Source organism: Allolucifera butyrica (assembly GCF_900476375.1).
Lineage (GTDB): Bacteria > Bacillota > Negativicutes > Sporomusales > UPPP01 > Lucifera > Lucifera butyrica.
Genome location: NZ_UPPP01000053.1, coordinates 93,986 through 110,028 on the forward strand (window position 1 = coordinate 93,986; position 16,043 = coordinate 110,028).

The following is a 16,043-nucleotide window of genomic DNA, read 5'->3' on the forward strand; positions in this document are numbered from 1 at the left end:
TCAAACTTCCTTTTTACCTAAATTCAGCGCATGACGCAGCACGTTTTCGCCATTCATCGTACCGTAGTCGATACGGTCAATGACCCCTACGGCAATCCCCTTCGGCTCCAGCATGTTCTTCATTTTTTCCAACAAAAATTTCACCTGCGGTCCTAACAACAAAACGTCAACCTGATTAACATGCTTGTAGAAATCCGCTTCCGCCGCTGCGTTTATCTCGGCGTCAACCCCCATTACAGCAGCGGCCTGGTTCATTTTATCAACCAGCAAACTGGTTGACATACCCGACGAACAAACCAGCATAATTCGTTTCATGGTTTTATTCCCCCCTTCTTTGTAATTACACTGCATTGAAAAATAACGCAAGTTATATGCCAATTACCGCTTCAGGCACAAATATCCGGATGCACCAACTCAGTTGCGCTTTCCTCCCATAAAAAAATAGTGTGCAGTTTACTACACACTATGACTTCTGTCCTCACACAGTCTCCCATGACTTACACACTGTCACTGTTCTCAACTACCATTCGCACTATATAAGCTATTTCATCCTGCGTAATATGAATTTGATAGTTTTTCTCCAAAATTTTCAGCGTTTCCTGAATGATGGAGAATTCCTTGCCATATTGACTGCAATAAGCCGGCAAATCGGCAAAAACACTTTGACTTTGGCTGTCACTGTTTCTTAGCTTGTCAACCATAAAACTAATGTGAAGAATCATTCCCATTTTCACATCTTGCGAAATAAGCAAATTTAATTCTTGCTCAATACGGCGAATGATTTTCCGTATATCTTCAATTAAAGTCTCTACAGGCGCCGACTTAATATGCGTTCTAAGGGATTTTTTTATTTTTAAATATTCCTGTTCTTCGCTGAGTAAGGTCTCTAATTTCGCAATGCCTTCTCCCGCTAAAATCTCAGACGCCGAAATAAAAGGTACATTTTCGATGAAAATATTTACGGTACTGACGACAGCCACTATTTGATATTCCTTATTCAGCAGCTGCACCTTGGCGAAAAAGTCATTATGGTCAAGCAGCGTTAACGGGGCAACATGAATTCCCCATTTTGAATTCAACTGTTTTTGAATAACTTCTTTCAACCGTTCCGCCGCCCCATCGCCGGTGAAACAAGCCGTAATAATTAGAAATTTATTATAATTCTGTTTTTTAGTATTTGTCTGAATCCGATAGCGGCTAAGTTCCTGGCAGGAAAAATAAATCGAATCAAGACTGCAGCCGGCGATAGTCTTGCGGCAAGCCTCAATAACAACGGGAGTACTGGCCATATCGATAATCCGGGTCCGGATTCCCGTTTCTTCCCGGAGCATTTCCCCAAAGTTATTTAATGACCCCATATCAATCAGCAGGATCACTCCCTTGCCGGCATCCATTTGTAAAACTTTTTGTTTGGCTTGTTCATACATTTTTTCCGGCTTCATATTTAACGGCATATCCAGGGCTTGGGCATATTCCCCGCCAATCAGGCTGTTGGCCACATGGCACATGCTGCTGGCCGTGGCTTGTCCATGCATAATAACCAAAACGCCTACCTTACCATCTTCCCGGGACTTTATTTGATAACAATCGGATGCTAAAAACATGGTCAAATAGCCGATTTCATCCAGCGGCGTTTCGATTTCCAGCCTGGCGTCAATCAACCTGGCTATTTCTATGGCTGTCAAAAATTCATCGGCATATTGGGTCCGAATCAAGTTTAATTTGGGATGATAAATCTTGGCACCGTGCCGGATCCGCTCAACGCTTTTATGTAAATGCAGTGCCAGACCGTAATAAACTTTTTCGTCAAACTCTTTATTCAGCCGGGTTTGCGCAAATGTCAAAATTTCTTCCACCATATTTACAATTTGTCTATTTACGACTTTAGCAATTTCTTCTTTCCGGAACTTTGCCGGCAAATCACTAAGGTACTTTTTAAAGTAATTTTCAATCTCAATGTTTAAAATGTCATTAATTTGTTGTTCATACAAGCCTTCCTCTTTCAGCTTGTTCAATTTTTTCTCGATGATATCATAAAAGTATTCACTGCCGTAATCTTCTTCCGACACATACTCGCTTAACCCGCCGTCCTCCTGCTGATAAAAAAACAAAATGTCGCCTTTATCCTGCAGTAAATCATTAATCTCTTCCCGTTTTTCCTGCAGCTTCAGCAAGCCGCGTTTAACCCGCTGATGCAAATCGGCTTGCTCTATCAAAATATAGTCCCTTTTTTGCGCCTTAAAGTTCAAAAAAGACTTGGCACAGGCCAGTTGAATGTCGCTCTTTAACTGTCCCGTATTATGCGGACAGTCATAAAGCAATAAAGAAGTTAAAGCACTTTTCGTAATATACACTTCTGTACCGATCCGTTTTGCTTCTGTTCTTATAAATTCTTCCACCAGCAGATACCGCTCTTTTAAACTCCGTTCCCGCAGCGGCGGCAACGTTATAGTCATGGGAATTCTGCGGGTAAAGGTCTTTAGCAAATAAGATTGAGGCTCTTCCGTAGTGGCGGCAATAATTTGAACAGCCGCCGGAACTAATTTTTGCGTTTCTCCTAAAGGCCGGAAATATCCTTTATCAATAAAAGTAAATAACATTTCTTGTCCTTGCGGCGGCAACCGGTGGATTTCATCCAAAAAAAGTATACCGCCGTCGGCTTTTTTCATTAATCCTTCTTTATCACTGTCCGCTCCGCTATAAGCCCCCTTTTTCACACCAAAAATCTGGGCTAAAAGCAATTGAGGATTATCGGCATAATCGGCGCAGTTAAAACGGACAAACGGTGCATCTTCCCCGATCACCTGCGACTCAACGGCAAATTGGTACATAAATTCGGCAAACATCGATTTCCCTACGCCGGTTTCGCCTAAAATCAAGGTGTGCAACCCGCGCGGCGGATAAAGAATGGCTGCTTTGGCCTGCTGAATGGAAATCTGCAAACTCAGCTCTGCCCCCACCATCAGTTCCAGACAGGAATGAGACTGGTTCCGGCGGTTATCAGGCTTAGCCTCCCGGACAAGACAATACAGTACGGGCCGTCCGTCAATCTTCCTAATTCTTCTTTCATTGCAAAGTTGATTTAAATAACGGCTGACATTCGCCCGGTCCATCTTTAAGTAATCACTCAGTTTGAATGCGGAAATACCTTTGTCCGGGAATTCCAGTTCCGTTAATGCCTGGTAGATTACATCAATTCTTCTCATCCAGCATCCCCTTCCAGCCCATTTGCTCCCGCTCAATTGTTCCTTCCATCAAGAATGGGTACAACCAATACAAAGGAGAAGGGATTGTTCCCTTCTCCTTTACTAAAGCCTCCATCCCTACAGCCCCCACGAGTAACAGACATCGTAAATGGTCATTTCAGACGGTTCGTAGGCCTCCATTAAACAATACATTCATACAATGAGATTTCTCAAACAAAAAAACACAACCCTTTTGACTGGCGGACATCTTGCAATACGTTGGAAACATTCTTCCCTTGGTTGCAAAATCCAAAACCTAAAGTCGCTGTAAGGATGGTGCCTGATTTAATAATAGCATAGCCAAAGAAAATATACAATAGAATTTTTTAAAAAATTCTGTTTGTTAATCATAGGCAAGAGCCCATAATGATCTACGCTACAGCCAATACCGATCATTACATACCTATACGCAATCTTTCGACTACCCACAAGCATTACACAACCGGCACTGACCTTTGCTCGACTACCAGAAATACCTGCCGAACCTACTGCAGTCTCCCGATTGCAATAGACCCATTTAAACGTTTCCGGGGAAACTCTCCGGAACTCCTGGCAGTCTTAGCTCGACAGCCATACATCCCTTTTGACCACACGATAACAGTTGGGCTACCGTACAGCCTTACAAGACATATGACCATCTGCCCGCCGACTAACGCCGAGCCTTGCGATCCGACGCTACTCTTTGGCCGACCAATACCGAACCCTTTAAGATCCGGCACCAGTCTTGGCTCAACCATTACGAACCCTTACGCTCATAGTATGGCTCCATATCGCGTCGCCATACCTGGGAAATCGAGGAAAGGAGCCGTGTTAAAAAGCGAAATTTCCGTCCCGGAATACGGGAATTTCCTTTTCGTCCGCAGTAATGCCGGTAATGGCAAGGTCCGCCGTTCCCACCATAAAATCCACGTGGACCAGGGAATCATTAACCCCTGCCGTCGCCAGTCCTTCCGGCGTCATGCTGGGTCCGTTCTTAATGCACACGGGATACGCTTTGCCCAACGCCAAATGGCAGGACGCGTTTTCGTCGAAAAGAGTATTAAAAAACAAAATACTTGAGTTCGAAATGGGCGAATCATACGGTACCAGCGCCACCTCGCCGAGATAGCAGGAACCCGCGTCGGTTCCTATCAGCTTTTTAAGTATGTCATAGCCTTTTTCCGCCGTAAAATCCGTCACTTTGCCGTCCCTAAAAGTGAAGGCAAAATTCTCTATTAGATTTCCATTATAATTCAGCGGTTTGGAACTCACTACCGTACCGTTGACACCCGTTTTCTTCGGCAAGGTAAAAACCTCTTCCGTCGGCATATTAGCGATAAATTCCACCCCCGCCGGCGTAAATTCGGACCCTCCCAGCCATATGTGGTTCTCCGGCAATTCGATCTGTAAATCCGTTCCCAGGGCATTCCGGTAGCGCAGGAATTGAAAATTATGGGAGTTGAGAAAATCCATGCGCGCCTTTAAGGTTTGCTTGTGACCTTCCCAGGCCGCTACCGGATCTTCGGTGTCAACCCGCACGGTTTTAAAAATCGCCTGCCATAACGCGTCTACCGCTTTCTCGGCCGAAAGCTGGGGAAATACTTTTTGGGCCCACGGTTTGGTCGGTATGGAGACAACACACCATACGTTCTTGTTGCTCATCAGCCGTTCCCGGTATTCTTTCAGCGCCGTATTACCCGCTTTCTGCTGCTTGGCCACCCTCTCGGGGTTTACATCCTTTAACAGTTCCGGGTCACTGGCGGCAATCGAAACAAAAGCGGCTCCCTCTTTTACATAGGATAAATAAAACTGCTGCTGCCATTCCGGATACTCATCAAATACTTCTTCCGGCGCATGTAAAAACCGGATTTTGGAAAATAGCTCGTCTTTCCAATTTATTACAACATCTCTGGCTCCCGCCCGGTACGCCGCTTCGGCGATCATGCGGCTAAAGGGAGCGCACTCAAGCGGTGAATTAATGACCAGGGTCTGATTTTGCTGCAGATTGATCCCTGTATGTACAACCAAACGCGCATATTTCTCCAGTTGTTCTTCGTACAAGACAAACACCCCTTTCGGCAACCTTTCCATTATTTTCTTTCTTCAGGCTTAGCCAGGCCGAGATTAACATGGCAATAACCGCCCGCTGTTTTCTGCAGATAATCCTGATGATACTCTTCCGCGGGAAAGAAATTGCGCAGCGGCCCCACTTCCACAACAATCGGCCTGGTATAACCGGCCTGCCGTTCCCGCAAGAATCCCTCGATGGCTGCTTTTTCCGCTTCGTCCGCATAATAAATGCCGGTACGGTATTGAGTTCCCCGGTCCGGTCCCTGGCGGTTCAGGGTCGTGGGGTCAATAATCCGGAAATAGTGTTCCAGAATGTTGCGCAGGGAGAGGATCCCTTCATCATAGGTAACTTCACATATTTCCGCATGTCCCGTATCGCCGGTGCACACCTCTTTATAAACCGGCGCCTCCGTCACACCCTGTCCATAGCCTACCGTCGTATTAACCACGCCTTTTAGTTGCTGAAAATAGGCTTCTACCCCCCAAAAGCAGCCCCCTGCCAGCCATATTTTTCGCATTTTCTCCGCTCCTTTCATCTGAATCGTTCGGCCCGCCAAACTCTCACAGCAGTCTCCGGCCTGTTTTTTCCCGTAAAATACCGGTTACCGGCGTCAGATACAGTAAATAGGCAAGAATACTGCCGCCGGCCGTACTGACAAAAAACGGCACGATAAAGAAGAAGGCTCCCACCGGCGACCCTACGATATATTTCGCTACCGGATATGCCAGAAGCGCGCCCAGAATCCCTGTGCCGATCACTTCACCGACGACGGCGCCCGCTATATGGCGGGTCTGTTTGTACAAAATGCCGGCCAGCGCCGCTCCGACCATGCTGCCGGGAAACGCCAGCAAAGAGCCCGTGCCCAGTATATTGCGCAGGAGTGAAATGGCGAAAGCGGCACTGACGGCATAGCGGGTACCGAACAAAGCGGCAAGAAGGACATTAATCGCCGCCTGAACCGGAAAGCATTTGGCTATACCGATGGGAATATAAATCAAATGGGCGGACAATACGCCAATCGCAATAAACAGAGCGGTAAACGTCAATTTTTTAATATGCATAGTATCCCTCCTTCCTGCACAAAAAATAATCTAAAATTATTCCTCCGCATTAAAAAACACCTTATAAAAATGCATTCCTTTTTGCGCGTCATAACCCCGTTCAATATAACCGGCATTGTCGCTTTCGGCCGGTGTTTTGACCCGGATCTCAATGGACGTATCCAGTTTAATCAAATTTTTCAGCTTTCGCCTGACTGTTTTTACGGCTTCGCTGGAAATGCTGAACGACTCCGCCGGCGGCACCCCCTGATTCTGGTCGAACATTTCCTTATGTTCCCGGAACTGCGCCGCCAACTCCGGTTCTTTGACTACGGACTGAATAAAACCTTCCATGGTAAATTCCCTGTTTTGGTCAAAATAGGCAACCGCATCATTCATAAAAACCACTTGGTCCTTTTTATCCGCCTGATGCAGCGGACCATAAATATTGGTTGCAAAATCGTGGCAGCAGTCCAGATAATGCTGGGTATGAAAGTATTCATCCTGCACATTCGCCAGGTGCAAAAATTCCTCTTGCCAATACACCGCCGCTTCATTTCCTTTGTTTACATTATCGACAAGGGCGATGCGGTAACCGTCCACCGATTCCAAATTAAAAATAAGACAGCCTTTATCCAGTTTTTTTATATTAATTCCCTGTTCCGCGTACAGGGCAAACGTATTGCCGTGATTGGCAACCTTCAAATAATTATCCTTATTTTCCGTCTTGAAAATGCCGACGGCATCAACGACCTGCCCCTCCACCACGCAGCCGCTTAGATAGGCCAGGTAACATTCGCCGCCCTTAACCTGGGGATGGGATGATTTTTCATATAAGTGCTTTAAAATATTAACCGACTGTTCATAAAAGACCTGTTTGTTAATAAAGATGGCACTGGCGTACATATATACTTCATGCAGGTGAAGATCCGTTTCATGGGAAAATTTATAAACCGTTTTATCCTTAAAGGAAGATAAGAAATACTTCAGCAGCAGTTCTTCCACATTGGCATCTGCTAGTCTGCACAAACCGGGAGAAACAATAAATCCTTCTTCTCGCATTTTGTTGCCCACTTTATGAATTACTAACTGTTCCAAATCAGCCTGGGAAAGATCAAACATGGGTGCTAACATCCTTTCTACCACATTACAGCCGGCAATTCCTGCCATATATTTTGTAAAATAAACAGCCGCCCTGCCTGGCGAAATTCGCCGGCAGGGCGAGTCGACTTTTTTCTAGAGTGCGTTTTCTATTTCGGCCTGTAATTTACCTGCCAGCCGTATGCCTTCCGCCAACAAACCCTTTCCTTGCTGCCGGTATTGTCCGGCAAAGCCTTCGTCCTTAATCCCGCCAAGATTAATCAATACATTCAGCCAGCCACCATGCATGGCGGCGAGCAGGCAATGAGCGGCAACTCCTAAATCGCTTAATGCGTGCGGGTTGGTATTATTGAGCGCCCTGGCGGTCAGCTTTAACGCCTCCAGCGATTTTTCCATCAGGGTGAACGGGACCTCCGTTGCAAACTTAAGGGCCTGCTGCATTGCCTCCTGACGGATTTTTTTCTCTTCTTCCGTCGTCTTGGGCAGGCTGAGCGCTGCCGTTACTTTCGTAAACGCCGCCGTATCCCGGTCAATCAGAACCAGGAATTCCTGTTTTAGTTCCTGTCCGGCCGCCAGGATTTCCTGAACCAGCGTTTCCTTTTCTTTAAATTTCTCCTTACCGGTTGTAAGATTGGCTACCATCTCGGTAAGCGCGGCGCCAACCGCTGCCGCCAGCGCGGCTGCCGACCCGCCGCCGGGAGCAGGACTCGCGGAAGCCAACGTCTCAATAAATTCCTGAACCGGATATTCAATCAGTTTCATTGCCAGACTCCTCCTATCGGGCGGCCGAACTAAGGGTTCATAAAACCGGTTCGCCGCCTTTAATAACCGTTTTGACTAAATTCACACCCCAATGGTAAAAAAGAAACTCCAGATCCGGCGCCTGCCAGATTACCAGGTCGCCAGCCTTGCCTTCTTCAACCGTCCCCCGGTCATGGGCACAACAGAGAGCGGCCGCGCCATTCAGTGTAACCGCCGTCAGAACCTCCGCCGGTGTCAGACGGTATTTCAAACAGGCCAGATTCATCGGCAGTTGCAGCGATTCATTAGGACAGGACCCGGGATTGAAATCCGTCGCAATGGCCACGGGGATTCCCATTTCGACCATAGCCCGGGCCCGGGCGAAGTCTTCCCCCAGATAAAAGGAAGTTCCCGGCAGCAGTACCGCAACGGTTCCGCTTGCCGCCATTTTCGCCAGGCCTTTGTCGTCGGCGTAAATCAGGTGTTCCGCGGAAACGGCCCGGACTTCGCCGGCCAAAGCGGCGCCGCCCAAGGGGGTGATTTCATCGGCATGAATTTTGGGCAACAGGCCATACCGACGCCCGCAGGCGAGAATTTCGCCCGATTCGGCCAGATTAAACACATGATCTTCACAAAAAACATCACAAAATACCGCCAGTTGCTGTTCAGCCACAGCCGGAATCATTTCGTCACAGACCAGCCGGACATATTCCTGCTGCCGGTTTTGGTATTCAACCGGTATGGCATGAGCCCCCATAAAGGTGGCCACCAGATCCACGGGCTGCAACCCGTTCAGTTCCCGGACCGCCGCCAGCGATTTCAGTTCGTCCTCCACAGTCAGTCCGTAACCGCTTTTGACCTCGCAGGTAGTCGTCCCGTGCCGCAGCATCCGACCAAGCGACTCTTGGCCGGCGGCCACCAAATCAGCCGGTGTCGCCCGGCGCGTGGCATTGACCGTGTGGAGAATGCCACCGCCTTGCTTTAAAATCTCAAGATAAGAAACCCCTTGCAATTTCAGGGCCAGTTCCTTTTGCCGCCAGCCAGCGAAAAGCAAATGGGTGTGAGCATCCACCAGTCCCGGAGTCACCAAGGCGCCGCCGGCGTCAATTATCGTCGCATCTTCACAGATCATCGGGTCCGGTGCGGTATGCTCCCCGCCCACGGTGGCGATCCGTCCGTCAATGATTACAATATAGGTACCGGCAATCTGTTGGATTTCACCCTGTTCCCGTCCTTTCCGGGCCTCTTTTCCCCGGGCGGTGGCCAACAGACCGATATTTTTCACAACTGTTTTCACACGAACCTCTCCTTAGCCGTTGTTGCTGCGTAACAAATGATTCTCCAGCACTTGCTTATCACCGTCAAATCCTTCCAATTGCAGATAATATTTTGCTGAATCCACCAAAGCTTTAGCCGGAGTGAGTCCGATAATTTCCGTACCAACTACGCCAACGCCGTACCGTTTTGCTTCGGCTTTCACCAGTTCCAGCACCCGATAGAGCGGTGTCTGCTCATAGTTGGTCATATTAATGGATACCTGGGCCAAATTCCTGTCTTCCAGCATTACGCCGAGAGCCTTGACAAACTTGAGGCCGCCGCTGCTTTCCCGGATAATTTTGGCAATTGCCTTGGCAATATTGAGGTCGCTTGTATTCAAGTTAATGTTGTAAGCGATGAGCGGCATCCGGGCGCCCACGGCAACAGCACCGGCCGTGGGGTGCAGCTTGTCGCCGAAATCGGGCCGCCACTCCGTTTTTTGCATTTTTTCTGCCATTCCCTCAAATTCGCCGCGGCGAACCTCGGCTAAATTTTTCCTCGATGCCGCGGTAGCCGATTCTTCATAGAGGAAAACGGGCATGCCCAATTCCCGGGCGATAGCCGCCCCTGCTTCCCGGGAAAGAATCACGCATTCGTCCATGGTCACATTCTGAATCGGCACAAAGGGGATGACATCCACCGCTCCCATCCGGGGATGTTCGCCGCGGTGCTGGGTCATATCAATCAAATTCACCGCCTGCTGTGCCGCCTGCAATACCGCCTTTTTAACCTGTTCCGGCGTTCCCACCAAGGTAAAGACACTGCGGTTGTGGCTCGCATCGGCGGAATAATCGAGCAGAATCACGCCGGGGACCTCTTTTATAGCGCCGGCAATGGCTTCAATTACCGTTGTTCTTCGCCCTTCACTAAAATTAGGAATGCATTCCACTAATTTAGCCATTTTATTTTCCTCCTGCATTTTCCTTGTTTTGTTTGGTAAAGGCCTGCTCTACCGTCTGCCGGATCAATTCCTCGGACGGCAAATAGGGCAGCGTAATATGCCCCTGACCGGCGTAATTGCGGTTGAATTCCACACAGGTCTCCATGGCATGACTATTGCGGGCCCAGGACCGGCGGGCCACGCCGCCCATAACGTCCCACAGCATCGCCGACTCAATAATGGCATCCACCCGTTTGCTGCCGTCCAGAACCAGGCCGAAACCGCCGTTCACGGCCTTACCGATACCGACACCGCCACCGTTGTGCAGCGCAACCAGGCTCATACCCCTGGCGGCATTGCCGGCGAAACACTGGGTTGCCATGTCGGCCATCACATTACTGCCGTCTTTGATATTGGCCGTCTCCCGGAACGGTGAATCGGTGCCGCTGACGTCATGATGATCCCGCCCCAGCATAACCGGGCCGATCTCGCCTCGCCGGACCAGTTCATTAAAGGCCAGGGCAATCCGTTTCCTGCCTTCGGCGTCCTGGTACAAAATTCTGGCTTTCGTACCGACAACCAGCCGGTTCTTCTGCGCATCCCGGATCCAAATATAATTATCCCGGTCCTGACCGCGGCGGTTAGGATCAATGCAAGCCATTGCCGCCTGATCGGTCCTGGCCAGGTCTTCCACCTTGCCGCTCAGGCAAACCCAGCGGAACGGGCCGTACCCGTAGTCAAACAGCTCCGGTCCCATAATATCTTCTACATAGGACGGCAAAATAAAGCCGTCTTTTTCATCGATGCCGTTTTTCGAAATTTCTTTAACGCCGGCGTCATATATCGCTTTCATGAAGGAATTGCCGTAATCAAAGAAGTAAGTGCCCCGTTTCACCAGGACCTGAATGAGTTCAAAGTGCCGCCGCAGGCTTTTATCCACGGCCGTTTTAAAGGTTTCCCGGTCGGTGGCCAGCATCCGGGTCCGTTCTTCAAACGATATGCCCTGCGGACAGTACCCGCCATCATAAACCACGTGGCAGGAGGTCTGGTCGGACAAAAGGTCGATATGAATAGCGTGGTCTGCGGCATACGCCAATAAATCAACAATATTGCCATGATAGGCAATGGAAAGGACCTCCTTGCCGGCAATGGCTTCCCGGGCCCAGGCAAAGACTTCCGGCAAATCGGCGGAATACTTTTTCACCCAGCCTTGTTCAAACCGGGTCTTGATGCGGGAAAAATCCACTTCCGCTATAATTCCCACTCCGTTGGCAATTTCGACAGCCTTGGGCTGCGCGCCACTCATGCCGCCCATGCCGGAACTGACAAACAGCTTGCCGCGTAAGTCGCCGTCGCCGGGAATTCCCAGTTTCTGCCGACCTGCCGTCAATAAGGTATTAAACGTGCCGTGGACAATTCCCTGAGGGCCAATATACATCCAGCCGCCGGCAGTCATCTGTCCGTAATTGGCAACACCCATTTCCTCGGCAATCTCCCAGTCGTTCTGATTGTCAAACAAACCAACCATTAAAGCATTTGTAATGATAACCCGCGGCGCATCCGGTTTGGAGGGAAAGAGTCCCAGCGGATGACCCGAGGCGACCACCAGCGTTTGACGGTCGGTCATAACCTGCAGGTATCTTTTTATCAGCCTGTACTGGAGCCAGTTCTGACAGACTTGTCCGGTCTCGCCATAGGTAACCAGTTCATAGGGATACAGGGCGATCTCAAAATCAAGGTTATTGTCGATCATTACCTGAAACGCTTTTCCCTCGAGACAATTCCCTTCGTATTCATCAATGGGCCGGCCGTAAATCCGGCCCTGCGGCCGGTACCGGTAAGCATAAATACGCCCGTACTGCATCAGTTCCGCCATAAATTCCGGTGCCAGAAGGGAATGCAGTTCTTCCGGCACATAGCGCAGCGCGTTTTTCAATGCGGTCTGCGTCTGAGCCGGCGTCAGTTTAAAACCGCGGCTCGGCGCCCGCCGGATACCGGGCAAAAATTCCGGTTCCGGCGGTAATTCACCGTCCAGTCTGACCGTCATGGCTTTTTGAATCGTGTCGTTTGTAAGCATAAACCAAGCGCCTCCCTGTTGCAAACTAGTAGGCAGTCCGCATACTGATAACCGCCCTAAAAAAATCATTGACATTATTTTACCATGGAAATGTCATACAAACGTCAAAACAAGGTTATTTTTTTAAGATAACGGAAAATTTTTTTCAGGCTGCCGGCAAATCCGGCATCGCCACGCTATTGGCATCTATTCCATAGCCTCTTTCATAATGACCCGGCATTGAATGCTGCCGCTTACAAACAGACGGTCCCCCAAACGCACCACCGTATTGCCATGCGGTGTAATAATCAGGTCGTCCCGGAGAATCCGCAAGACCAAGCTGTCCCCCATGCAGGGAATATCCCGCAACAGCGCGCCGTCATATTCAGCGTTTTGAATCACCACTTCAGTAACCGTATCCTCCGGACCGGCTATTTTTTTCATTAAGCCGGGATATACGATCATAGACTGCAACAGCGTCCAGGCGGCGTAGGAACCGGAAAATACCCGCAATCCCGGCTGTTCCAGGTCCGCTAAATTTTCATTCAACTGTTCCTCCACCTGCACAATCACATTCTCAGCGCCCAGCCGTTTCGCCTGTTCAGCCAGTTCCCGGTTCTGCCGGTCATTATCCGTCGCAATAATGACGACATCGGCGCCGGCAATCCGCCGCCAGTCCTGCTCCGCCAAAGCCCAGGACGGAACCGTCACAACCGCCTTTCGCACCGTGTTGACTTCGGTATCCTGATCCGGATTTTCCCGCCGGGTATCCATTAGAATCACTTCATATTCCGGCATCAGCCGGCTGGCCACCGGCAGGGTAATATGATTGGCGCCAAGAAAGGCAACCACCTTTTTCCGCGGCGCCGGAAAGGGATAAATATGGTTAAAAATAACCGGCGCAATAATAACGCTGATTACAGCCGCCAGAATAAAGGCGTTTCTGCCGCTTTCGTCAATGATATTCATCTTTAGCGCGACGGCGGTACCGGCGACGATCAAACTGAGGGTAGAACTTAACAGAGCACCGGCTCCCAGGGTCTTCTTCCAGGAATACCATTGCCGCATGATTAGCGCCGGAATCAATTTAGTGATAAAAAAGCCGGCCAGCAGGGTAAGCGTGAGTAATAGACTGGAGGGGTCTTTTAGGAGTGATTGTAAATTCAGCCGCACGCCCACCATCACGAAAAAGATGGGGATCAGAAAGCCGTAACCGATTGAATCCAACTGCCGGATAAATTCCTTTTGCGGTGACACCAGGGAAACCACCGTTCCGGCCAGAAAGGCGCCCAGAATATATTCCACGCCAAAAGATTGGGCCAGTACAACCAGCAGCAGTAAAATAACAAACACCGCCCGGGTCCCGATATGCACGGTCCCCCAGTGCAGTTTCCGGTATCCTTCCCCTTCCAGCACCCGGCGCAGAACATAATATAAAACCACCGCCGCCACAAACAATATAAGGATAGTCAACTGACCGAAAACACCGCCGCTTCTCAGCCAGGACACATAAACGGAAAGCAGCACAACCGTAAAAAAATCGGCCAGGGTCGCCGTCATTAAAAGAGCCTGACCAACGCCGGTCTCACTCAGCTTTCGCTCTTTCAACACGGGCATAACCACGCCCAGGGATATCGTAGCCAGCATCAGGGTCAGCCAAAAGCGGTCTTTTACCATTCCCCAGGAAACTATATAGGCAGCAAGCACAAAGGATACTATAAATATGCCGGCTAGTATGGCCACAGCAAGCCAAAAAGGATTTACCGTCCTATTGACCGGCCCCGGCTTTTTACGCCCCGTAAATACGGAAAAGTCAATTTCCAGACCGCTTAGAAACATTAAAAAGATAAGCCCTAACGTAGACAAATGTTCCAGCCAGCTATCGGGATGAATAAGATTAAACCCGCTGCCGCCAATGACCATACCGGCCAGAATTTCCGCTACCACGACGGGAATTACGTGCAGCCGCATTCTCGTTATCAAAATAGGAACAACAAAAGAAATGCCGACAACCAGCAATAAATTCGTTTCCATACCTCTCACTCACTTTCGCTCTCATTCTGCTCCCGGTTAATCATTCCGTTAATAAGTTGCCAGGGAAATATCGTTTCCATTCATTTTCACAGTACGCTGTAGATCCCAATAATCTTCCCGTCAGATTTTTTTAAAGCTCATTGAATAACAAAAGCATGGACCCTCCATGCTTTCCAAAGTTCCTTATAGCCGCAATTCATAAGCATATTAATAATCGTTCTCCACAAATATAGAAATTCCCTCCTTTTGAGTAAGAACCTAAGTGTCTGTCCGGACTGTCAGCTCTGCTTAGTCTTCCAGAAAAATCCAAAGGATTTTTTAAGAGAAAAAAGTAATGTTATAATAAAATAAAGCCCAGTTCCTATATAGAAAGGACACATTCGGTTGATTACAAAAAAAATTTTCTCTTTGTTTAACTTTCATTTCAGTTTGTTTTTAGTATCCCTTTTAACCTTTTTTTCGCTAGCCAAACCATCCATGGTGCCGGCAGCGTCACTCAACTTATTTTCTTATGGGGTATTTTTTCTTGGCCTGCTGCTCAGCGCCTGTTTTCATCGCAGCCGGGCTTTTTTTATCATTCTTATCCTTGGTTTAAGCCAACTGGCATTGACAGTCCATCCGGCACCGGACGGCGCTTTCCGGTTTTACCGGCTGGTGATATATCCCTTGATTTGTTTTTTTCTTCCCCTGAATATAATCTTTTTCTCCCGGGTCAAAGAGCGGGGATTGCTCAGTTTTTGGGGCTTCGCCCGTTTGGGTTTGATCCTGTTGCAGGGGTTTTACATTGCTCTGGCTATTTTTTCCCATGACGCCGAATTGACCACGCCGGTCCGCTACGCCATTCTGCCGCCGCCGTTGCCATTCTTCACCCCGCTGCCACAAACGGCATTGTTTCTCTTCCTGGCAGTTTTCCTGTTCTTGCTGCGCCAGGGAACATCGCGGTCTTATATCGACCGCGCCTTGCTTGCCGTGTTACTGGCCGCCGGCGCCGCTTTTCACTATATTGCCGTTCCCAATGCCGTTCCCTTTTTTCTCTCTACTGCCATAATCCTGTTGATTATAGCGGTTATGCAGGACTCTTACGCCATGGCCTATATCGATGAATTGACCGGCCTGCCGGGCCGCCGCGCCCTCAACCAAGAGCTGCTGACACTCCGGGGGCAATACGCTATCGCCATGCTGGATATTGACCATTTTAAAAAATTCAACGATACCTACGGGCATGATACCGGGGACGATGTCTTACGATTAGTGGCGACGGTCATGAAAGAAATTGAAGGCGGCGGCAAACCCTTCCGCTACGGCGGGGAGGAATTCTCCATTATCTTTCCCGGCCAAACGGCCAAGGAGGCTCTGCCCCATCTCGAAGCATTACGGCAAAAAATTGCCAAAACCCCGTACGTGTCCCACAGTAAAGGACAAAAGAAAAAACGCTTGCCAAAACGGCTGTTTGTAACAGTGAGCATGGGTCTGGCCGAAAATAGCGACAGCCGCAAAACCGGCGACATGGTTATAAAAAATGCCGACAAGGCCCTGTACCGGGCCAAGGAAAATGGGCGGAACTGCATAAAACAGTAAT

At 49.1% G+C, this 16,043-nt stretch carries 13 protein-coding genes; 1 reads left to right on the plus strand and 12 read right to left on the minus strand.

All coding sequences use genetic code 11. The features are described 5' to 3' along the window. From LUCIF_RS01815 to LUCIF_RS01870, 12 genes are all read right to left on the minus strand, one after another. On the minus strand, nucleotides 1–315 hold the full coding sequence (locus LUCIF_RS01815; RefSeq protein WP_122626165.1) for a PTS sugar transporter subunit IIB: 315 nt from the start codon (nucleotides 313–315) through the stop codon (nucleotides 1–3). Between the two features lie 182 nt (nucleotides 316–497). Beyond that, nucleotides 498–3,206 (minus strand): sigma-54-dependent transcriptional regulator, encoded by a 2,709-nt coding sequence (locus tag LUCIF_RS01820; protein ID WP_122626166.1) that lies wholly within the window; start codon nucleotides 3,204–3,206, stop codon nucleotides 498–500. Continuing rightward, on the minus strand, nucleotides 3,193–3,321 hold the full coding sequence (locus LUCIF_RS26935) for a hypothetical protein (RefSeq protein ID WP_279386938.1): 129 nt from the start codon (nucleotides 3,319–3,321) through the stop codon (nucleotides 3,193–3,195). The genes LUCIF_RS01820 and LUCIF_RS26935 overlap by 14 nt, the downstream gene beginning before the upstream one ends. A gap of 734 nt (nucleotides 3,322–4,055) precedes the next feature. Then, nucleotides 4,056–5,294 carry an aminopeptidase gene (locus LUCIF_RS01830; RefSeq protein ID WP_243638643.1) on the minus strand — a complete coding sequence of 413 codons (1,239 nt, stop codon included), beginning with the start codon at nucleotides 5,292–5,294 and terminating at the stop codon, nucleotides 4,056–4,058. Between the two features lie 20 nt (nucleotides 5,295–5,314). Then, entirely contained in the window at nucleotides 5,315–5,812 is a 498-nt protein-coding gene (gene msrA, locus LUCIF_RS01835; RefSeq protein ID WP_122626168.1) for a peptide-methionine (S)-S-oxide reductase MsrA, read from the minus strand. A 43-nt stretch (nucleotides 5,813–5,855) separates the two neighbouring features. Next, complete coding sequence (gene thiW, locus LUCIF_RS01840; protein ID WP_122626169.1) at nucleotides 5,856–6,356, minus strand: energy coupling factor transporter S component ThiW; 501 nt, start codon at nucleotides 6,354–6,356, stop codon at nucleotides 5,856–5,858. Nucleotides 6,357–6,392: 36 nt separating this feature from the next. Further along, complete coding sequence (locus LUCIF_RS01845; protein WP_207856837.1) at nucleotides 6,393–7,505, minus strand: nucleoid-associated protein; 1,113 nt, start codon at nucleotides 7,503–7,505, stop codon at nucleotides 6,393–6,395. 66 nt (nucleotides 7,506–7,571) lie between these two features. Further along, on the minus strand, nucleotides 7,572–8,198 hold the full coding sequence (locus tag LUCIF_RS01850) for a cyclodeaminase/cyclohydrolase family protein (RefSeq protein ID WP_122626171.1): 627 nt from the start codon (nucleotides 8,196–8,198) through the stop codon (nucleotides 7,572–7,574). A 37-nt stretch (nucleotides 8,199–8,235) separates the two neighbouring features. Beyond that, complete coding sequence (gene hutI / locus LUCIF_RS01855; RefSeq protein WP_122626172.1) at nucleotides 8,236–9,474, minus strand: imidazolonepropionase; 1,239 nt, start codon at nucleotides 9,472–9,474, stop codon at nucleotides 8,236–8,238. 12 nt (nucleotides 9,475–9,486) lie between these two features. Continuing rightward, entirely contained in the window at nucleotides 9,487–10,395 is a 909-nt protein-coding gene (gene ftcD, locus LUCIF_RS01860) for a glutamate formimidoyltransferase (RefSeq protein WP_122626173.1), read from the minus strand. A 1-nt stretch (nucleotide 10,396) separates the two neighbouring features. Further along, complete coding sequence (hutU, locus tag LUCIF_RS01865; RefSeq protein WP_122626174.1) at nucleotides 10,397–12,451, minus strand: urocanate hydratase; 2,055 nt, start codon at nucleotides 12,449–12,451, stop codon at nucleotides 10,397–10,399. A gap of 186 nt (nucleotides 12,452–12,637) precedes the next feature. After that, entirely contained in the window at nucleotides 12,638–14,464 is a 1,827-nt protein-coding gene (locus LUCIF_RS01870; protein WP_122626175.1) for a cation:proton antiporter domain-containing protein, read from the minus strand. 429 nt (nucleotides 14,465–14,893) lie between these two features. Between LUCIF_RS01870 and LUCIF_RS01875 the strand changes: the two genes are divergently transcribed. Further along, on the plus strand, nucleotides 14,894–16,042 hold the full coding sequence (locus LUCIF_RS01875; RefSeq protein ID WP_165865847.1) for a GGDEF domain-containing protein: 1,149 nt from the start codon (nucleotides 14,894–14,896) through the stop codon (nucleotides 16,040–16,042). Nucleotide 16,043 lies beyond the last annotated feature (1 nt).